General features: G+C 62.2%; 14 protein-coding genes and 1 pseudogene. 7 read left to right on the top strand and 8 right to left on the bottom strand.

Annotated elements, in window-relative coordinates:
• Positions 1-20: 20 nt before the first annotated feature.
• From moaA to HCZ87_RS03005, 4 genes and pseudogenes are all read left to right on the top strand, one after another.
• On the top strand, positions 21-1,028 hold the full coding sequence (moaA, locus tag HCZ87_RS03020) for a GTP 3',8-cyclase MoaA (protein ID WP_167642296.1): 1,008 nt from the start codon (positions 21-23) through the stop codon (positions 1,026-1,028).
• An 11-nt stretch (positions 1,029-1,039) separates the two neighbouring features.
• Positions 1,040-2,343: pseudogene (locus HCZ87_RS03015) on the top strand (3-deoxy-D-manno-octulosonic acid transferase).
• A gap of 9 nt (positions 2,344-2,352) precedes the next feature.
• Complete coding sequence (locus tag HCZ87_RS03010) at positions 2,353-3,411, top strand: glycosyltransferase family 4 protein (protein ID WP_167642295.1); 1,059 nt, start codon at positions 2,353-2,355, stop codon at positions 3,409-3,411.
• Positions 3,412-3,592: 181 nt separating this feature from the next.
• On the top strand, positions 3,593-3,988 hold the full coding sequence (locus tag HCZ87_RS03005) for a hypothetical protein (protein ID WP_167642294.1): 396 nt from the start codon (positions 3,593-3,595) through the stop codon (positions 3,986-3,988).
• Between the two features lie 92 nt (positions 3,989-4,080).
• On the opposite strand, the gene HCZ87_RS03000 is transcribed toward HCZ87_RS03005, so the two are convergent.
• From HCZ87_RS03000 to HCZ87_RS02985, 4 genes are all read right to left on the bottom strand, one after another.
• Positions 4,081-5,244, bottom strand: a complete 1,164-nt coding sequence (locus HCZ87_RS03000) for a M20 aminoacylase family protein (RefSeq protein WP_167642293.1) — start codon at positions 5,242-5,244, stop codon at positions 4,081-4,083.
• Between the two features lie 80 nt (positions 5,245-5,324).
• Complete coding sequence (locus HCZ87_RS02995) at positions 5,325-6,494, bottom strand: M20 aminoacylase family protein (RefSeq protein ID WP_167642292.1); 1,170 nt, start codon at positions 6,492-6,494, stop codon at positions 5,325-5,327.
• A gap of 157 nt (positions 6,495-6,651) precedes the next feature.
• Complete coding sequence (argE, locus tag HCZ87_RS02990; protein WP_167642291.1) at positions 6,652-7,818, bottom strand: acetylornithine deacetylase; 1,167 nt, start codon at positions 7,816-7,818, stop codon at positions 6,652-6,654.
• Between the two features lie 3 nt (positions 7,819-7,821).
• Positions 7,822-9,642 carry an ABC transporter ATP-binding protein gene (locus tag HCZ87_RS02985; RefSeq protein WP_167642290.1) on the bottom strand — a complete coding sequence of 607 codons (1,821 nt, stop codon included), beginning with the start codon at positions 9,640-9,642 and terminating at the stop codon, positions 7,822-7,824.
• Positions 9,643-10,004: 362 nt separating this feature from the next.
• Between HCZ87_RS02985 and HCZ87_RS02980 the strand changes: the two genes are divergently transcribed.
• The 3 genes from HCZ87_RS02980 to HCZ87_RS02970 all read left to right on the top strand — a co-directional run bounded on the left by HCZ87_RS02980 (position 10,005) and on the right by HCZ87_RS02970 (position 13,884).
• Positions 10,005-11,702 (top strand): peptide ABC transporter substrate-binding protein, encoded by a 1,698-nt coding sequence (locus HCZ87_RS02980; protein WP_167642289.1) that lies wholly within the window; start codon positions 10,005-10,007, stop codon positions 11,700-11,702.
• A 189-nt stretch (positions 11,703-11,891) separates the two neighbouring features.
• Positions 11,892-12,899 carry an ABC transporter permease gene (locus HCZ87_RS02975; RefSeq protein WP_167642288.1) on the top strand — a complete coding sequence of 336 codons (1,008 nt, stop codon included), beginning with the start codon at positions 11,892-11,894 and terminating at the stop codon, positions 12,897-12,899.
• Positions 12,892-13,884, top strand: a complete 993-nt coding sequence (locus HCZ87_RS02970; protein ID WP_167642287.1) for an ABC transporter permease — start codon at positions 12,892-12,894, stop codon at positions 13,882-13,884. The genes HCZ87_RS02975 and HCZ87_RS02970 overlap by 8 nt, the downstream gene beginning before the upstream one ends.
• 72 nt (positions 13,885-13,956) lie before the next feature.
• Here the strand turns inward: HCZ87_RS02970 and HCZ87_RS02965 are convergent, their stop codons facing one another.
• From HCZ87_RS02965 to HCZ87_RS02950, 4 genes are all read right to left on the bottom strand, one after another.
• A complete protein-coding gene (locus HCZ87_RS02965; protein WP_167642286.1) occupies positions 13,957-15,237 on the bottom strand; it encodes a DUF3422 domain-containing protein in 1,281 nt (426 codons plus the stop codon).
• Positions 15,238-15,561: 324 nt separating this feature from the next.
• The gene (locus HCZ87_RS02960) at positions 15,562-16,995 is read right to left on the bottom strand and encodes an NAD(P)(+) transhydrogenase (Re/Si-specific) subunit beta (RefSeq protein WP_167642285.1); all 1,434 of its coding nucleotides are present in this window, start codon (positions 16,993-16,995) and stop codon (positions 15,562-15,564) included.
• Positions 16,996-17,009: 14 nt separating this feature from the next.
• Complete coding sequence (locus HCZ87_RS02955; RefSeq protein WP_167642284.1) at positions 17,010-18,584, bottom strand: Re/Si-specific NAD(P)(+) transhydrogenase subunit alpha; 1,575 nt, start codon at positions 18,582-18,584, stop codon at positions 17,010-17,012.
• Between the two features lie 318 nt (positions 18,585-18,902).
• Positions 18,903-19,682: a gamma-glutamyl-gamma-aminobutyrate hydrolase family protein gene (locus HCZ87_RS02950; protein ID WP_368484073.1), complete on the bottom strand. Its 780-nt coding sequence runs from the start codon at positions 19,680-19,682 to the stop codon at positions 18,903-18,905.
• Positions 19,683-19,717 lie beyond the last annotated feature (35 nt).

The following is a 19,717-nucleotide window of genomic DNA, read 5'->3' as shown; positions in this document are numbered from 1 at the left end:
TGTCGCCTTACCTATGGGGCATGACAGCACCACTTATTGATCCCTTCGCGCGCGCGATCACCTACCTGAGGGTCTCGGTCACCGACCGCTGCGATTTCCGCTGCGTTTATTGCATGTCCGAGAACATGACCTTCCTGCCCAAGAAAGAGCTTCTGACGCTGGAAGAGCTGGACCGCATGTGCTCCACCTTCATCGGGCTTGGGGTGGAGAAACTGCGCATCACCGGGGGCGAGCCCCTGGTACGCCGCGACATCATGACGTTTTTCCGCGCCATGACCCGGCATCTGGACAGTGGCGCGCTCAAGGAGCTGACGCTGACCACCAATGGCTCGCAGCTGGAAAAACACGCCCAGGCGCTGTTTGATGCCGGTGTGCGGCGGGTCAATGTTTCGCTGGATACGCTGGACGAGGCAAAATTCGCCAAGGTTACCCGCTGGGGCCGCCTGCCGCAGGTGCTGCGCGGCATTGATGCGGCGCAAAAGGCCGGGCTGCGGGTCAAGATCAACGCGGTGGCCCTGAAGGGCTTCAACGAGGATGAGCTTTTCAGCATCACCCAATGGTGCGCCGCGCGCGGGATCGACCTCACCTGGATCGAGGTGATGCCGATGGGCGATATCGGCAATGAAAGCCGCATTGGTCAGTATTGGTCGCTCAAGGACGTGCGCAGCGCCTATGAGGAGGGCTATCAGGTCACCGATCTGGCCGAGCGCACCGGCGGCCCCGCCCGCTATGTGCGGCTGGAGGAAACCGGCCAGCAGATCGGTTTTATCACGCCGCTCAGCCATAATTTCTGCGAAAGCTGCAACCGGGTGCGGCTGACCTGCACCGGCGAGCTGTACATGTGCCTCGGCCAGGAAGACATGGCCGACCTGCGTGCGCCCCTGCGCGCCCACCCCGACTCAAACGCCCCGCTGGAAGAGGCAATCCGCGCCGCCATCAACCTCAAACCCAAGGGCCATGACTTTGATTATTCACGTCAAACCGTGGATGGTCAGATGCCGCGCCACATGAGCCATACCGGTGGGTAAGGCCTGACGCGATGACGCAGCAACCGCAGGCGCGCCCGACCCTGCTCTATCAGCTCTATCGTGGAGCCAGCGGCCTGCTGGCCGGTGTCGCCCTACGCTCGGTTGCGAAAAAACTGCGCAAACACGGGGTGGCGGAGGCACGCATACGCGAACGCCTGGGCCGGGCCAGCCTGCCCCGCCCCAAGGGGCGGCTTGTGTGGTTTCATGCCGCCTCGGTCGGCGAGAGCCTTTCGGTGCTGACGCTCATCCGCCGTCTGGCGAAGCCGCGCCGGAGCTGGAATTCCTGATCACTTCCGGCACGCCGACCTCGGCGGATCTGATTGCCAAACGGCTGCCACCGCGCAGCCGCCACCAGTTCCCGCCACTCGACAGCCCCGCCGCCGTGGATCGTTTTCTGGACCATTGGCGCCCCGATCTGGGCATCTTTGTCGAAAGCGAGCTTTGGCCGAATATGCTGGTCCGCGCCCGTCGCGCAGGCGTGCCGCTGGTGCTGCTGAACGCGCGGCTTTCGCCCAAATCGGTGCAGAGCTGGATCAAACGCCATCACACCGCGCGTTTCCTGCTGGACCAATTCGCCTTGATGCTGACCCAGAACGCCCAGACCGCCGATAACCTGCGCGCCATGGGGGCCGATCCCCAACGGGTGCAGTCCGGCAGCAACCTCAAGGCGCTGTCCGACCCGCTGCCGGTTGACGCCGAGAGCCTTGTTCAGGTGCGCCGCGCGGTTGGCGACCGGCCCGTCTGGGTGGCCTCCTCCACCCATGCGGGCGAAGAGGAAACCGTGCTGGCGGCGCATAAGGCATTGCTGGCGGATCACCCGCACCTGTTGCTGCTGCTGGCCCCGCGCCACCCGGATCGGGGCGACGCGGTGGAGGCATTGATCGCCGAGGCGGGCCTTTCCGCAGCGCGGCGCAGCCGGGCCGCCCTGCCCGAGCCGACCACCCAGGTCTATCTGGCGGATACACTGGGCGAGGTCGGCATCTGGTATGCGCTCTGTTCGCGCGTCTTTCTTGGCGGATCCCTGGCCGAGATCGGCGGCCACAACCCGTTTGAAGTGATGCAGGCGGGCGGCGCGGTGCTGACCGGCCCCGGCGCCTATAACTTTGCCGAATCCTTTGCCGAGCTGATCGAAATCGGCGCCGCCAAGGAAATCACCAGCGCCGAGACGCTGGCGGCGGCGGTGGGCACTTGGCTCAGTGATCCACATGCCCTAGACACGGCCTGCACGCAGGCGCGCGGCTTTATCGCGCGCCAGTCGGATCAGATGGATAAAACCGTGGCGGCCTTGCTCGGCCTGCTGCCGCAGGACAGATAAGGGGCGCAGATGAGCCAGATCGACCTCAGCAAGATCGACGTGATCGCCCCGAATTTCAAGAAACGCTACTCCGGCGTGACCTCCACGGTGATCCGGCTGGTGCCGATCCAGGCGCGCGAGATCGCCATCTGTGCCGCTGCCCCGGACCTGCCCGCCGAGGTGCCGCAGGTCAAACCCGCCGCGCTCTGGACCATGTCGCGCAAGGGGCCCTCTGGTGCGCGCGTCTGGCATGCGCGGCGCAACAATGAAATGGTGGCCGGGCTGGCGATGAAATACCTGCTGGGCAAGCGGCTGAAACTTCTGTTCACCTCCGCCGCGCAACGCCGCCACACCGGCTTTACCCGCTGGCTGATCCGGCGCATGGACGCGGCGATCGCCACCTCCGCCAAATCCGCCAGCTATCTGGAGCGCGACGCGACCGTGATCCGCCACGGCGTAAATTGCGATCTGTTTCAACCCGTTAATGACCGCGCCGCACTGCGCGCCGAGCTGGATCTGCCAACCGACGGGCTGCTTGTGGGCTGCTTTGGCCGCATCCGGCACCAGAAGGGCAACGACCTTTATATCAAGGCGATGATTGCGGCCTGTCAGGCCAACCCCAGGCTGCGCGGGCTGATGATGGGGCGGGCCACCGCCGACAACACCGACTTCCTGCAAGGGCTGAAAGACGAGGTCGCCGCCGCTGGCCTGAGCGAGCGTATCCTGTTCCGCGACGAGGTGCCGGTGGAGGATGTGCCGCGCCATTTCCAGGCGCTGGATCTTTATGTGGCGCCGCAACGCTGGGAGGGCTTCGGCCTCACCCCGCTTGAGGCCATGTCCTGCGGTGCCCCCGCCGTCGCCACAAGGGTCGGCGCATTCGAGGAGCTGGTGGTGCCGGGCGAGACTGGCACCCTCTGTGATATCGAAGAGCTGGACAAGATCACCGCCGATATCATTGCGCTCACCGCAGATGAGGCGGGGCTTCACCAGATGTCCCGCGCTGCCCGCAGCCATGTGGAACAGAACTTCCGCCTGGAAGGCGAGGCCGCCGCGATCATTGCGATCTATAAAAAGCTGCTGCGCAGCTGAATGCGCCAATTTTGGCCCATTCATTTTTCCAATCAAAAACAACACCCTAGACAGAAACATCAGGCTGAACAGTCACATCCCGCCCTGACCGATCGGTCATTTTTGGCCGATGCGCGTGCAGCATTTCTAATCGTGCCTATCTCTTTGTTATCGCAAACATCAGAGCGAAAAGGAGATACCGATGTTTCGCAAGACCAAAGTCATCGCCCTTGCAACCGCAGCTCTTCTCGGCGTGACCGGCGCATCTTACGCCGCCACCTCCGCCCCCCAGGAGACCGAGATCCTCGTGCAACCGGCCCGCATGCTGCATCTTGCCAGTGGGGTTTGCGAACAGGCCAAGCTGGATATGATCGACTGGGCCGCCCATAGCGATGGCTACGGCGCCTATGCCTTGCCGGTGTTTGCCTCCTCGGAGCACGTCAGCTGTGACCAGCCCGCCGCGGTTCTGAACAACGGCGCAGCCTCGGGTTTTTTCAACCAGAAAGCCGCCGATCATGAGGCCGTGACCCTTTGCGAGGCCAACCTGCCCGCGGGTGCCGGCAGCTGCGCGGTGGTCGGACGCAGTTTTGACGCGTAATCGCCGCTGATCACCACAGACGCCGCGAAATAGAAAAGGGGACGACAGTGCGCCGTCCCCTTTCGCATGTTCAGAAATGAGCGTGAGCCCGATCAGGCCGCAGGCATGCGCTGTTCGACGATCTCCGCCCACCAGCTGCACCCGGCCGGGATCGCATCATCGGTGAAGTTGTATTTCGGATGGTGCACGGCAGCGGTATCGCCATTGCCGACAAGGATATAGGCGCCTGGGCGCTCTTCCAGCATAAAGGCGAAATCCTCGCCGCCCATGACCAGCGGTGCCTCGTCGCATTGGCCCGAGATATCGCGCGCCACTTTGGCAGCAAATTCGGTCTGCTCCTCGTGGTTCACCATCACCGGATAGCCCCGATGGTAGGTCACATCGACCGCGCCGCCAAAGGTCGTGGCGATGCCGGAACAGATCTCCTTGATCCGCTTTTCGGCAAGGTCGCGCATCTCGGTCGCCATGGTGCGCACGGTGCCCTTGATCTGCACGCGCTCGGGGATCACGTTGAACGCCTTGGAGGAGGTCTCGAAGGCGGTCACGGAGACCACGATCTGATGCACCGGATCCGCGTTGCGGGACGCGATGGTTTGCAGCGCCAGCACCGCCTGCGCTGCCATCACGGTGCTGTCCACGGTTTCATGCGGTTTCGCCGCGTGGCCGCCCTTGCCGGTGAAGGTTATGTCGAACTGGTCGGTCGCGGCAAAGAAGGCGCCGGAGCGGATGGAGAAGCTGCCCACCGGGCGGCCCGGCCAATTGTGCATGCCGTAAACTTCCTGGATGCCCCAACGGTCCATCATGCCATCGTCGCACATTTCCTTGCCGCCGCCGCCGCCTTCTTCGGCGGGCTGGAAGATCACCACAACGGTGCCGTCGAAATTGCGCGTCTCGGAGAGGTATTTCGCCGCCCCCAGCAGCATGGCGGTATGCCCGTCATGGCCGCAGGCATGCATGGCGTTGGCGGTCTTGGAGGCGTATTCCAGCCCGGTTTCCTCGTGGATCGGCAGCGCGTCCATATCGGCGCGCAGCCCGATCACCTTGCCGGAGCTGTTGGATTTGCCCTTGATGACGCCAACCACGCCGGTGCGGCCAATGCCCGTAACCACCTCGTCGCAGCCAAAGCCCTTGAGCTTCTCCGCCACCAGCGCCGAGGTGCGGTGGGTTTCAAACAGGATTTCGGGGTTTTCATGGATGTCACGTCGCCATTCGGTAATTTCCGACTGCATTTCTGCAAAACGATTCTTGACGGGCATTTGGGGTCTCCTTGGTGGGTCTAGAAATCCCGAACGGACCCACGCGGGTCCGCAGGGAGGGGTCTGAAGATCAGACCTGATTACAGGTCCATCGGCATCCGGCGCTCGCAGAGTTCAACGAACCAGCTACAGCCATAGGGAATGGCACTGTCGTCGAATTGATAGGCCGGGTGATGGCATATCGCCGTGTCGCCATTGCCGAGAAAGACATAGGCGCCGGGGCGGGATTCAAGCATATAGGCGAAATCCTCGGACGGCAGGATCGGCGGCGCCTCGGGATCCACATGATCGCAAACCGCTCGCGCGGCCTCGACCGCATGGGCGACTTCGGTGGCGGTGTTGACCGTGACCGGATAGCCAGCGGTCCAGGTGACCTTGGCCGTGGCACCAAAGGCAGAGGCGGTATCCTCGGCGACGCGGCGCACGCGCTCCTCCGCGAGTTTACGATTTTCGGTATCCAGCGTGCGCACGGTGCCTTTGAGCAGGGCGCGGTGGGCGATCACATTTGATGCGGTGCTATCGGTTTCAAAGGTGCCGACGGTCAGCACCACCCGGTGGATCGGGTCGATATTGCGCGACACGATGGAATGCAGCGAGACCACGATCTGCGAGGCCACAAGCGTGGTGTCGATGGTCTCATGCGGCGTGGCAGCATGACCGCCCTTGCCGGTCACCTCGATTTCGAACTCATCCGACGAGGCCATAAACCCGCCAACGCGGGTAGAGATATGACCCACCGGCAGCCCCGGCGTGTTGTGCAGCCCATAGACCTCTTGCACGCCCCAGCGATCCATCACGCCATCATCAACCATGGCCTTGGCCCCGGCCCCGCCTTCTTCGGCGGGCTGGAACAACAGCACCACGGTGCCATCGAAATTGCGGGTCTCGGCCAGGTATTTCGCCGCGCCCAGCAGCATGGCGGTGTGACCATCATGGCCGCAGGCGTGCATCTTGCCGGGAGTGGTGGAGGCATAGTCCAGCCCGGTTTCCTCATGGATCGGCAGCGCATCCATATCGGCGCGCAACGCGATCACGCGGCCCGACGCTGTGCTGCGCCCCTTGATCACCCCGACCACGCCGGTCCGGCCGATGCCGGGCACCACCTCGTCGCAGCCAAAGCCGGTGAGGCGCTCTTCCACCAGCCCGGCGGTGCGATGCACATCATACATCAGCTCCGGGTGTTGGTGGAAATCATGCCGCCACGCGGTGATTTCAGGGAGAAGATCAGCAAAACGGTTTCTGACGGGCATAGAGAAATTCCTTCACCTGTTAGCGAAATCAGTGCCGCAAGCCACAGCAGAAGACAAGGGAAACTGCACAGTTGAAACAATTCGCAGCGGCGAACCGCCTGCGAATTGATCCGACGTTCACTTGTAACGTAGCGTCACTCTCTCCCGCGGCCAGGCCTCAGGCGGCAAGCCGTTCCAGCAGATCGCGCATAAGCTGATGGCCCGCCTCAAACTGCGCGACGGTGATGAACTCATCCGCCTGATGCGCCTGGGCAATATCGCCGGGCCCGCAGACCACGGCGGAATAGCCGGCGGTCTGGAAATGCCCTGCCTCGGTGCCATAGCTGACCACATGGCTGCCATTGTCGCCGGTCAGGCTGCGCACCAAGGCCTCTGCCGCGCCGCCCTCTTCGGGCACCAATGCGGGCACGCTGAAGGTTTTTCTGATCTCGATCCGCGCCTCGGGGTGGACCGCTTGCATTTCTGCCTCAACGCGGCGCACCTCGGCCTCATAGGCGGCTTCCCAGTCGGTCAGCGCCTCGCCGGGCACCACCCGGAAGTCCATCCAGAAGTTGCAATCGCCCGCCGTGATATTATGCGCCGTGCCGCCCGACACCATGCCCACATGCACGGTTGTCCAGGGCGGCGTGAACAGGGCCGCCATATCCCCCGGCGTCTTGGCGCGGTTCTCGCTGTTGCGCTGGTTGGCCCAGTCAATCAGCCGCGCCGCCTGCATCACCGCGCTAACCCCGGTGTGCATCAGCGAGGAATGCACCTCGTGGCCCACAACATGTGTCGCCAGCGCCGAGCCGCCCTTATGCCCCGTCACCGCCTTCAGCATCGAGGGCTCGCCCACGATAACCGATTCCGCCTGCGGCAGGTGTTTCTGCATCTCCAAAATCAGCGGCGGCGCCCCGGTGCAGCCGATTTCCTCGTCAAAGGTATAGGCAAGCTGCAAGGGCCGCTTGAGACTCGCGTAGTGCCCCTCGACCAGCGCCCAAAGCGCCAGCGCGTCAAAGCCCTTCATATCGACGCAGCCCCGGCCAAAATACTTGCCGTCGCGCTCGACCACCACATAGGGATCCGAGGACCAGTCCTGCCCGTCGACCGGCACCACATCCGTATGGCCCGAGAGCACCACACCGCCCTCGACATTGGGGCCGACCTGCGCAAAAAGCCCAGCTTTTTCTGGCTGATCGGGATCAACCCAGATGTGATGTTCAATGCCGTGGCTGGCCAGATACCCGGCCACCCAGTCAATCAGCGGCAGGTTGGTGGATCGGCTCACGGTGGGAAAGGAAACCAGCTTGGTCATGAGCTCCAGCGGGGTCAGACGTTCCACCATGGCTCAATACCCGGAATCAGTGGTCAGAACAAAATGGCCCGGCTCCACCTCCAGATACTGCGAGGGCTCCGGCTTGTAGCTGGTGTCATGGATCGGCGAGGGGATCGGTTTGAAGTTCAGATCCTTCTCGCTCTTGCGCTTGTTGGGATCGGCAATCGGCACCGCTTTCATCAGCGCCTGGGTATAGGCATGGGCCGGGTTTTCAAACACCCGGGCGCGCGGGCCGATTTCGACCAGACGGCCCAGATACATCACCCCGACCTGGTGGCTGACACGTTCCACCACGGCCATATCGTGGCTGATGAACAGGAACGACAGCCCCAGATCGGCCTGCAATTCCATCATCAGGTTCAACACCTGCGCCTGCACCGACACATCCAGCGCCGAGACCGCCTCGTCCGCGACGATCAGTTTCGGGTTCAGCGCCAGCGCGCGCGCGATGGCGATCCGCTGGCGCTGGCCGCCCGACATCTCGTGCGGGAAGCGGCGCATGAAGCTGCGCGGCAGATGCACCCGGTCAAACAGCGCCGCGACACGGTCCTGAATTTCCGAGCCCGAGGCGATCTTGTAGTTCCGCATCGGCTCCGCGACCTGTTCCATCAGCTGCATCTGCGGATTGAGCGAGGCAAAGGGATCCTGAAAGATCATCTGCATATCCAGCCGCGCCTTGTGCAGGTCGTGCTGATTGAGCCCCAGAACATCGCGGCCCTCAAATTCCACCTTGCCCGAATTCGGCTCCACCAGCCGCAGGATCGAGCGGCCACAGGTGGATTTGCCACAGCCGGATTCCCCCACCAGGCTGAGCGTCTGGCCCTTGAACACCTTGAAGGAGACATCCTCCACCGCATGTACCTGCGCCACCGTGCGGCGCAGCAGCCCGCCCTTGACCGGGAAGCGGGTGACCAAGTTCTCAACGTTGAGCAGCACCTCGTCACTGCCTGTGATCGGTTTGATCTCGGCCTGTTCGACGCCCATCAGCTTCATCGGCTCGGGATAGTCCTTGCCGCGCATTTCGCCCAGTTTCGGCACCGCCGCCAGCAGGGCCTTGGTGTAATCATGTTTCGGCGCTTCAAAGATCTCGTGGACGGTGCCCTCCTCGACCTTATTGCCGCGATACATCACCACCACGCGGTCGGCCATCTGCGCCACCACCGCCATGTCATGGGTGATGAACATCACCGCGGTGCCGGTTTCGCGTTTCAGCCGGTCCATCAGCGCGAGAATTTCTGCCTGGATGGTCACATCCAGCGCCGTGGTCGGCTCGTCCGCGATCAGCAGGCGCGGCTCGCAAGCCATTGCCATGGCGATCACCACCCGCTGGCGCATACCGCCGGACAACTCATGCGGGTATTGCGACATGCGCCGCTCCGCTTCTGGAATGCGCACCTCGCGCAAAATCTCGATTGCTCGGGCTTCTGCCTGTTTTTTGGTCATTCCCTTGTGGATTCGCAAACCTTCGGTCAGCTGGCGGCCCACGGTGAACACCGGATTGAGCGCGGTCATCGGTTCCTGAAAAATCATTCCGATCTGATTGCCGCGAATCTGGCGCATCAAATCGCCCTCGGCTTTGGCCAGATCGACCGGCTTGTGATCACCGCGATCAAACAGCAACTCGCCCGCGGCGATGGTACCGCCGCCATATTCCACGAGGCGCATCAAAGACAGGGACGAGACAGATTTACCCGATCCGGACTCGCCCACAATGCACAATGTTTCACCGGACCTTACGTCAAACGAAACATCTTCAACACCGACCACCGGCCCGTCCTTGGTTTGAAATTCCACCCGAAGGCCATGAATCTGAGCGATGGGCTGGTCCAGCATCCGCGTATCCTGTCTATCTAGATCTGTTATGACGGCATCCCGAAGACGCCCGTTTGCCCGCGATCTAAGCCCAACCGTGCGGCAGGGTCAAACCCACGCGTCGCAATTACGTCACGCACCCCTTGCATTTTCTGAAAACTCTGCTTCGATGCCCCTAGTGAGCGCTAAAGGCGACAGGGGATCGGGAAACAAGGTTCGGCAAAACCGCACCGTGTCACGCGAGGCATATGCTTCGCCACGAAATCCGTCTAACGTCAAAAGTGTAAACAATCCAATGCCGTGACCGCGGCGTTGCGCTGAACGTCTAATCCAGCGCAATTTCACAACAAAAACACGATGTCGGAACCGACAAGGAGAGTGTAATGAAATTGAAATCCCTACTGCTAGGGGCCGTGGCAAGCGCCGCATTCGCCCCGGCTGCCTTTGCCGAGCGTGGCTCGGACGGCCAGGTCAACATCATTTATTGGCAGGCCCCGTCCATCATGACCCCGTTCCTGTCGGGCGGCACCAAGGACAGCGAAGCCGCGTCCCTCGTCATCGAGCCGTTGGCCCGCTTTAACCCGGCTGGCGAGATGGTTCCGTATCTGGTCGAGGAAATCCCGACCGTCGGCAACGGTGGCGTCAGCGAAGACCTGACCCAGATCACCTGGAAGCTGAAGCCCGGCATCAAATGGTCCGACGGCACCGCGCTGACCTCTGCCGACGTCAAATTCACCTATGACTACTGCACCCACCCCGAGGGCGGCTGCGCGCAGGTTACCAAATTCGAAGGCGTGACCAGCGTTGAAACCCCCGACGAGCAAACCGTCGTGGTGACCTTTGACAAGGCAACCCCCTACCCCTACGGCCCGTTCGTCGGCAGCGAAAGCCCGATCATTCAGGCCGCGCAATTCGCCGACTGCCTCGGTGCCAAGGCGCCTGAGTGTACAGAGGCGAACTTCAACCCGATCGGCACCGGCCCGTTTGTTGTGGATGAGTTCAAGCCCAACGACGTGATCACCCTCTCGGCCAACCCGAACTACCGCGACCCGGCGAAACCCGCCTTCGCGAAGGTTCTGCTGAAAGGTGGCGGCGACGCGACCGCAGCCGGCCGTGCCGTGATGGAGACCGGCGAATTTGACTACGCCTGGAACCTGCAACTGGCGCCCGACGTCATCGCGCAGATGGAAGCAGGCGGTAAAGGCAAGGCCGTTGCCGGCTTTGGCCCGCTGCTTGAGCGGATCATGCTCAACAATACCAACCCCTCGCCCGACCTCAGCCCGGAAGAGCGGTCGGTGATCCGTCCGCACCCCTTCTTGTCTGACCCGGCGGTCTACAAGGCGCTCTCCATGGCGATCGACCGCGAGCTGCTGGTCGAAATCGGCTATGGCAAGGCGGGCAAGCCCTCCTGCTCCTGGGTTCCGGCTCCCGAAGCCTATGGCATCAACCCCGAAGGCTGTAACGTGCAGGACATCGAAGGCGCCAACGCCATGCTCGATGCGGCCGGTATCGTTGACACCGATGGCGACGGCATCCGCGAAAAAGACGGTGTGCCGCTGAAGATCCTCTATCAGACCTCGACCAACGCCGTGCGTCAGGACTTCCAGGCGCTGATCAAACAGTGGTGGAGCCAGATCGGTGTTGAAACCGAGCTGCGCAATGTCAACGGCTCCGTGTTCTTTGGTGGCGACCCGGGCTCCCCGGATACCTTCCAGAAGTTCTATGCCGACGTTGAAATGTACGCCAACACCTTCAACGGCACCGACCCGCAGTCCTACTTTGGCAACGGTCTGTGCGACAAAGCCCCGTCTCCGGCATCCCAGTGGCAGGGTGAGAACATCTCCCGCTTCTGCGATGAAGAGTTCGACGCGCTGCATGCAGAGCTGAGCCAGACCGCGGATGCCGCAAAACGCATCGAAATCGGTCAGAAGCTCAACACCATCGTGTATGAAAAAGGTGGTATGATCCCGCTTGTTCACCGTGGCCGCCTGTCCGGCGTCTCCAACACCCTGGGCGGTGTTGACCTGAACGTCTGGGACAGCGAGCTGTGGAACGCAGCGGACTGGTATCGTATCAAGTAAACGCCAGACTTACCCCAAAGGGCCCCGGGCTTTGCGCCGGGGCCTGATGGTTTTTGGCCCCCCAATCCGCAGCTCTGGCATTGTTGTCCCGGTTCACATGACCTATGAGACCCGAACAACGCGCTGGCTGCCCGCATCGGGCAGTTCCCGCGGAGCTTTCAACACCCAAATCGCAAAGGCGCCCGGCTGATGCTGAATTTTACCATCCGACGGCTGATCCTCGCAGTGCCGACGCTGCTGTTTATCAGTCTCGTGATCTTCCTGTTGCTGGAGCTCGCCCCCGGCGACCCCATGGCGCAGGTTCCCCTGACCGTCCCCCCCGAAGTCAAAGAGAAGATGCGCGAGGCCCTCGGGCTTGGCGAGCCAGCCCCTATCCGGTTCTGGAAATGGCTGGTGCAGTTCTTCTGGATCGAACCGCAGGTTCTGATCGACCATATTTTCGGCACATCTTTCTCCGCCGGTGATCTTCGCGTGATCTCCTGGCAGACCCGCTCGCCGGTGATGGATATCGTCGTGCAGCGCATGCCGCAGACCCTCTGGGTTGTGGGCACCGCTTATATCGTTGCCATCCTGATCGCACTGCCGATCGGCATCTATTCCGCCTATCGCCAATATAGCTGGTTCGACCAGCTCGGCACCTTTGTGTCGATGGTCGGCTTTTCCGTGCCGCCGTTCTTTTCTGGCGTGCTGGTGATCGTGATCTTCTCGGTGCAGCTGGGCTGGTTCCCGTCGATCTATGACACCACACTGGTGGTCGACAGCTGGGAGAGCTTTGTAAAGCAGCTTCAGCAAATGATCATGCCGGTGATGGTGCTGGCGCTGCAAATCACCGCGCAGCTCAGCCGGTTCATGCGCGCCTCGATGCTCGACAACCTCAATCAGGACTATGTTCGCACCGCCCGCGCCAAGGGCCTCGGCGAATATGTCGTGGTCATGGTGCATGTGCTGCGCAACTCGATGATCCCCGTGGTCACCGTGATCGCGCTGGGGATTCCGTCGATCTTTGGCGGCGCCATCATCACCGAACAAGTGTTCAAGGTGAATGGCATCGGCCAGTTGTTGATCGGCGCCATCCAGGCCAATGACCTGCCCATGGTGCAGAGCCTGACCTTTATCTTTGCCGTGCTTATCGTGCTGTTCAACCTGATTGCCGATGTGCTCTACGGCATTCTCGACCCGAGGATTCGCTATGACTGACGCTGCAAAAGACAAAGCCATGCAGCATTCCAGCGTGCAGGACGAGCTCTCAACCCCGCCGCGCAGCCAAGTGCGCGACATCTGGGATCAGTTCAAATCGCACCGGGGCGCGCTGTTTGGCGGCTGCCTGTTCCTGATTATCGTGCTTGGCGTTGTGGTTGGACCCTTCGTTTACTGGAACGATGCCAAATTCCTGCCCACCGGGCGCGATTTCATCAAGCTGCGCGATATGCGCCCGATCTACCATGCGCTCTGGGATTCTGGTGCCAAGGTCAGCTGGGTCTATCCGCTGGGTACCGACAACCTCGGTCGTGACACGCTGGCGCGGCTGATGTTCGGCGGCCGGGTCTCTCTGGCCGTGGGGATGGCGGCGATGGTGCTGGCGCTGTTCCTCGGCAGCCTGATCGGCGTCCTGGCGGGCTATTTCAAAAAGCTCGACGGGCTGCTGATGCGTCTGACGGATCTGTTCCTGGCGCTGCCGCTCCTGCCGATGATCCTGGTTGCGGCGGTGCTGTTTCGCGAGGCGCTCTCCAAAGCGATCGGCCCCGAGGGCGGTGTGTTCGTGCTCATCGTCTGCCTGATCGGGATCACCTCCTGGATGCCGACCGCGCGGATCGTGCGCGGCGATGTGCTGGCGATCAAGGAGCGTGAATTCGTTCTGGCGGCGCGCTCCATCGGCACCAAGCCGGGCAGCATCATCACCCGCCACATCCTGCCCAACGTGCTGTCGCCGATCATGGTCTCGGCCACATTGGGGATCGCCACCGCGATCATCACGGAATCGGCGCTCTCCTTCCTCGGCTTTGGCTTTCCGCCGGACTTTCCCACCTGGGGCCGTCTGCTGAATGACGCCGTGGACCGGATGACCCTGTTCCCCGAACGCGTGGTCTGGCCCGGGATCATGATCTCGCTGACGGTGCTGTCGGTGAACTACCTCGGCGACGGCTTGCGCGATGCGCTGGACCCGCGCATCCGGGGCCGCTGAGGCAGAAGAGAACATGGAAAAGGCCGCCCAATGAGGCGGCCTTTTTTGTTCCGGCAAAAGACGCGGGTCAGTCTAGTGCAGGCTATTCCGAATGCGTCGCACCGCCAGGAAAACCGCGCCGATCACCAGCGGGGTAATCATCGCCGTCAGCATGCCCTTGCTCAGATCCAGCATCTTGCCCAGCGGATAGAGCGCATAGCTCGCCAGTGATACCGCGTAGTAGCTGATCGCCACCACCGAGAGCCCCTCCACCGTGTGCTGCAACCTCAGCTGCAAATCAGCGCGCCGATCCATGCTCTCCAGCAGGGCCTGGTTCTGGGCTGAACGCTCCACATCGACCCGGGTTCGCAGCAGCTCCCCTGCCCGCCGCGCCCGGTCGGCAAGCACCGCCAGACGTTTCTCGGTGGAATGGACCGTGCGCATCGCAGGCTCAAACCGGCGCAGCATGAATTCCGCCATGGTCTGGGATCCCTCAAAGCGCTCCTCGCGCAGAAGGCCGATACGCTGGTTTACCAGCGCCTCATAGGCGCCGGTCGCCCCGAAGCGAAACGCCGATTGCGCCGCCATGGCTTCCAGCTCTGCCGAGATGGTCAGAAGCTGACCCAGCGTTTGCTCCGCCGGAAGGTCGCCGCCCGTCATCTCCACCATCATTTCGCTCAGCGAGACATCCAGCGCTCCGATCGCCGGCGTGAGCCCCCGCGCCCGGGAAAAGCCCAGCATGGACATCGCGCGGTAGGTTTCGATTTCGCACAGCCGCTGCACCACCCGGCCGACGCGCTGCGCGCCGATGATCGGGTTGACAAACAGCGCCACCCGCATGTGCCCCGCCGGATCAATGCGGAAATCACAGGCCGCCACGGCGCTGTCATCCAGCACCTGCGACAGCGCCAGGCTCTCGGAGACGAACCAGTCGTTGGCCAGGGCTTTGATCTCCTCCACCCCAGGGCGCGGCACCACCCGGATCATCGCCGAGGTAATGCGTTGCCCCGGCGCCCGCGCCAGCCAGTCCTCGGGGAAGATGTTGAAATCCTGCGGATCAAAGGCGCGGGCACTGACCCCCTCGCCATGCAGCGTGTAAGAGACGAACTCGGTATGCTGCTCCCATTTGAGCGTATAGCGGCCAAGCTGCGCGGTGTGATGGGTCGCCCCCGGTTGCGGATGCACCGCGCCGTAGCGGTCCAGCAGATCCACCAGATGTTGCAGATCGGCGCGCCGATCCCGATGCACCGCCTCGCGCGGCTGTTTGACGGCCAGGTAAATCACCGTCGCCGGAGAGGCAATCGTGGGAAACGGGCGCGCGTGCAGCTCGTTCACCAGGTGATAGCGCAGAGGGTGATCATCAATGGGCGGCACGACTCAGTCTCCGAAGAACAATGGGAATACCCTATCGTCGGCCTGAGGCATTTGAAAGATTTTCTTTTAAAACAATATGTTAGATGAATGCAACGGTATACATTGTGTCAGGAGCGAACCGATGAGCGCCCCAGACACGGTGCTAAGTCTCGCAATTTAAGTAAAAAATCCGTGACGCCTTGTCGTGCCGGTCTCTCTTGCGGAGCGGTTGGAGGGGGCCCTGCCCCCGGCCCCTTGGGCCACCCCCCAAGGTATTTTGGGCAAGATGAAATGAAAAAGGGCGCCCCATTGGAGCGCCCTTTTGGTGTTTTTCGTTGCGACAGGTCAGTCGATCAGGTTGAGCAGCGTGCCAAGGGATTGTTTGGCGTCGCCGTAGAACATCCGGGTGTTTTCCTTGTAAAACAGCGGATTTTCGATGCCCGAATAGCCGGTGCCCTGACCACGCTTGGACACAAAGACCTGTTTCGCCTTCCAGCATTCCAGCACCGGCATGCCAGCGATGGGGCTGTTGGGGTCTTCCTGCGCGGCGGGGTTCACGATGTCATTGGAGCCGATCACGATGGCGATATCCGTTTCCGGGAAGTCCTCGTTGATCTCGTCCATCTCCATCACGATGTCATAGGGCACTTTTGCTTCGGCCAGGAGCACGTTCATATGCCCCGGCAGACGACCCGCGACCGGGTGGATGGCAAAGCGCACCTCCTTACCCTTGGCGCGCAGACGGCGGGTGAGTTCGGCAACGTTGGATTGCGCCTGTGCCACCGCCATGCCGTAGCCGGGAATGATGATGACGCTGTCGGCCTCGTCCAGGGCTGCGGCCACACCATCGGCGTCGATCGCGACTTGCTCGCCCTCGACCTCCATCGCCGGGCCCGCGGTGCCGCCAAAGCCGCCCAGGATCACCGAGACGAAGGACCGGTTCATCGCCTTGCACATGATGTAGCTGAGGATCGCACCGGAGGAGCCCACCAGCGCGCCGACCACGATGAGGAGGTCATTGCCGAGGCTGAAGCCGATCGCCGCCGCCGCCCAGCCGGAGTAGCTGTTGAGCATGGAGACCACCACCGGCATATCGGCGCCGCCGATGCCCATGATCAGGTGGTAGCCGATGAACAGCGCCGCCAGCGTCATCAGGAACAGCGGAAAGAAGCCGCCCGAATTGACGTACCAGATCAGGCAGATCAGCGAGAGCCCCGCCGCGCCCGCGTTCAGCATATGGCCGCCGGGCAGTTTTTCCGCCTTGGAGCTCACCTTGCCCGCCAGCTTGCCATAGGCGATCACGGACCCGGTGAAGGTCACCGCCCCGATGAAGATGCCCAGAAACAGCTCCACCGCGAGGATGTTGAGCTCCACGCCAGTCTTATGCGCGATCAGCTCCGCGAAGGTGCCGTGGATGGGTTCTGCCTGCGCCTGTGCCCTGGCCACCCAGTTCATGGTGAAATGGGCGTTGAAGCCCACAAAAACCGCCGCGAGACCGACCAGCGAGTGCATCGCTGCCACCAGCTGCGGCATTTCGGTCATCTCGACCTTGTTGGCGACATACCAGCCGATGATGCCACCGCCCGCAATCAGCAGGAGCGACAAGAGCCACAGGCCGGAGCCGGGGCCGATCAGCGTGGCAAAGACCGCCAGCGCCATGCCGACAATGCCGTACCACACCGCGCGTTTGGCGCTTTCCTGTCCCGAAAGCCCGCCCAGCGAGAGGATAAAGAGAACCGCCGCGACCACATAGGCCGCCGTCGTAAATCCGAAGTCCATCTGTCCCTACTCCTTTAGGATTTCTGGAACATGGCGAGCATGCGCCGTGTCACGAGGAAACCGCCGAAGATATTGATCCCCGCCATGAACACCGACAGCGCCGCCAGCAGGATCACCAGGAACGAGCCGGAGCCGATCTGCATCAGCGCGCCCAGGATGATGATCGAGGAGATCGCATTGGTGACCGCCATCAGCGGCGTGTGCAGGCTGTGGCTGACGTTCCAGATCACCTGGAAGCCGATAAAGACCGAGAGCACAAAGACGATGAAATGCTGCATGAAGCTCGCCGGGGCCACCAGCCCCACGGCCAGCAACAATAGCCCGCCGACCGTCAGCAGGGTCACCTGCGTCTTGGTCTGCTGCTTGAAGGCGGCCACTTCCGCGGCGCGTTTTTCCTCTGCTGTCAGCTCCTTGGCGGGTTCGGGTTTCTTCTGCGCCGCGATCGCCTGCACCTTAGGCGGTGGCGGCGGGAAGGTGATTTCGCCCGCATGGGTCACGGTGGCGCCACGAATGACGTCATCCTCCATGTTGTGCACCACCTGGCCGTCTTTTTCCGGCGTCAGGTCGGTCATCATATGGCGGATATTGGTGGCATAGAGCGTCGAGGACTGCGCCGCCATCCGGCTGGGGAAATCGGTATAGCCGATGATGATCACACCGTTTTCTGTGACGATCCTCTCATCCGCGACGGTCAGCTTGCAGTTGCCGCCCTTCTCCGCCGCCAGATCGACAATCACCGAACCCGGCTTCATCGCCGCGACCATGTCCTCGGTCCAGAGCTCGGGGGCTTCGCGGTTGGGAATCAGCGCGGTGGTGATGACGATATCCACCTCGGGCGCCAGTTCGCGGAACTTAGCCAGCTGCGCTTCGCGGAACTCCGGGCTGGAGACAGAGGCATAGCCGCCGGTCGCGGCGCCATCCTGCTGCTCTTCCTCGAAATCGAGATAGACGAACTCGGCGCCCATGCTCTCGACCTGTTCGGCCACTTCGGGACGCACGTCAAAGGCATAGGTCACCGCACCAAGGCTGGTCGAGGTGCCGATCGCCGCAAGACCGGCTACACCGGCGCCAACCACCAGAACCTTGGCCGGGGGCACCTTGCCCGCCGCCGTGATCTGACCGGTGAAAAAACGGCCAAAGTTGTTGCCCGCCTCGATCACCGCGCGATAGCCGGCGATATTGGCCATGGAGCTGAGCGCGTCCATCTTTTGCGCCCGGCTGATGCGCGGCACCATTTCCATGGCGACCACCGTGGCGCCCTTGGATTTGGCCAGCTCCAGCCCCTCTTCATTCCCGCCGGGGTTGAAGAAGGTGATCAGCGTCTTGTCATTGGTCAGGCGCTTCAGTTCCGCCTCCGAGGGCTGGCGCACCTTGGCAATGATATCCGCCGCCTTCCAAAGGCTCGCGGCGGTCTTGATGATCTCGACACCGGCCTCCTCATAGGCCGCATCCGAGAACCCGGCCTTTTCACCGGCTCCGGTCTCGATACAGCACTCATACCCCAGTTTCTGAAGATCCCGAGCCGAGGCCGGCGTCATCGCAACGCGTGCCTCTCCCGGTGCTATCTCTTTTGGTGTCCCTATTTTCACCCGTCGTCCCCCTGTCTGCATCGGCTTTTCTGACCGTGCGCGCACGTTTCACAAATACTACACATACGTTGCGCAATAATATTACGCAAGCAATTTTGCTGCATCGCGGCAAGGACTGTTGCGGTGGCACAAAACGCGGCGCACCCCCTGCCCGTTCCTCGCGCGCAATCGCGCGACAAATCAGCAGAAGTTTCAGGGAATGAAAAGCGCCCCTGATGATTTTTTTGTCAAATGCGACAAATCAGCTAATGAATTCGCCATGATTGGGCGCGCGCGGGTCCATTTGGCCCGGCACCTGCGCGCCCCCTGCTCTGCCTCTCAGGCGCTGAGTTGCAGTGCGGTTGCGCGCTCCCCGGCGGCCCAGGCTCTTGCCGCGGCGCCGAGGGCCTCAAACAGCGGCCGCGACACCGGATCCTGGTCGGCGCAATACTCGGGATGCCATTGCACCGAGAGCGTAAAGCCGGGCGCGTCCTTTACATAGATCGCCTCCGGGGTGCCGTCCGCGGCCTGTCCATCAATCACAATCCGGCTGCCCGGCGACTTGATGCCCTGACCATGCAGCGTGTTGGTCATCACCTCGGTGGCGCCCAGCAGCTGGTGGAAGACGCCGCCTTCGGTCAGGGTCACCGGATGGCGCAGCGCGAATTTTTCCTCGATGGTGCCATCCGGCGGCATGCGGTGATTCATCCGCCCCGGCAGATCGCGGATCTCGGGGTAGAGCGTGCCACCCATCGCCACATTGACCTCCTGAAAGCCGCGACAGATGCCCATGAAGGGCTGGCCGCGCTCAACGCAGGCGCGAACCAATGGCAGGGTGATTGCATCCCGCGCCCGGTCAAAATCGCCATGGGCCTCGGTGGGGTCTTCGCCATATTCCTCCGGGTGCACATTGGGCCGCCCGCCGGTCAGCAGGAAGCCGTCGAAACACTCCAGCAGCTCTTCGACGGTGACAAACCGCGGATCGGTCGGGATCAGCAGCGGCAAACAGCCAGACACGCGCGATACGGCATCAGAATTCATCGTCCCACCTGCATGGGTCGGGTAGTCATCATTGATCAGGTAGGAATTGCCGATAATACCGATTTTGGGGCGCACGATCTGGATCTCCGGTCTCTGCGATAGATGTCGAATGA

This window comes from Phaeobacter sp. HF9A (assembly GCF_011806385.1).
GTDB lineage: Bacteria > Pseudomonadota > Alphaproteobacteria > Rhodobacterales > Rhodobacteraceae > Epibacterium.
This window is presented reverse-complemented; position numbering and strand designations above follow the sequence as displayed.

Coding starts and splice junctions, on each gene's coding strand:
- HCZ87_RS03010 (WP_167642295.1), top strand. CDS start 2,353: ATGAGCCAGATCGACCTCAGCAAGATCGACGTGATCGCCCCGAATTTC.
- HCZ87_RS02975 (WP_167642288.1), top strand. CDS start 11,892: ATGCTGAATTTTACCATCCGACGGCTGATCCTCGCAGTGCCGACGCTG.
- HCZ87_RS02995 (WP_167642292.1), bottom strand. CDS start 6,494: ATGCCCGTCAGAAACCGTTTTGCTGATCTTCTCCCTGAAATCACCGCG.
- HCZ87_RS03000 (WP_167642293.1), bottom strand. CDS start 5,244: ATGCCCGTCAAGAATCGTTTTGCAGAAATGCAGTCGGAAATTACCGAA.
- HCZ87_RS03005 (WP_167642294.1), top strand. CDS start 3,593: ATGTTTCGCAAGACCAAAGTCATCGCCCTTGCAACCGCAGCTCTTCTC.
- HCZ87_RS02970 (WP_167642287.1), top strand. CDS start 12,892: ATGACTGACGCTGCAAAAGACAAAGCCATGCAGCATTCCAGCGTGCAG.
- HCZ87_RS02980 (WP_167642289.1), top strand. CDS start 10,005: ATGAAATTGAAATCCCTACTGCTAGGGGCCGTGGCAAGCGCCGCATTC.
- moaA (WP_167642296.1), top strand. CDS start 21: ATGACAGCACCACTTATTGATCCCTTCGCGCGCGCGATCACCTACCTG.
- HCZ87_RS02985 (WP_167642290.1), bottom strand. CDS start 9,642: ATGCTGGACCAGCCCATCGCTCAGATTCATGGCCTTCGGGTGGAATTT.
- HCZ87_RS02960 (WP_167642285.1), bottom strand. CDS start 16,995: ATGGACTTCGGATTTACGACGGCGGCCTATGTGGTCGCGGCGGTTCTC.
- argE (WP_167642291.1), bottom strand. CDS start 7,818: ATGGTGGAACGTCTGACCCCGCTGGAGCTCATGACCAAGCTGGTTTCC.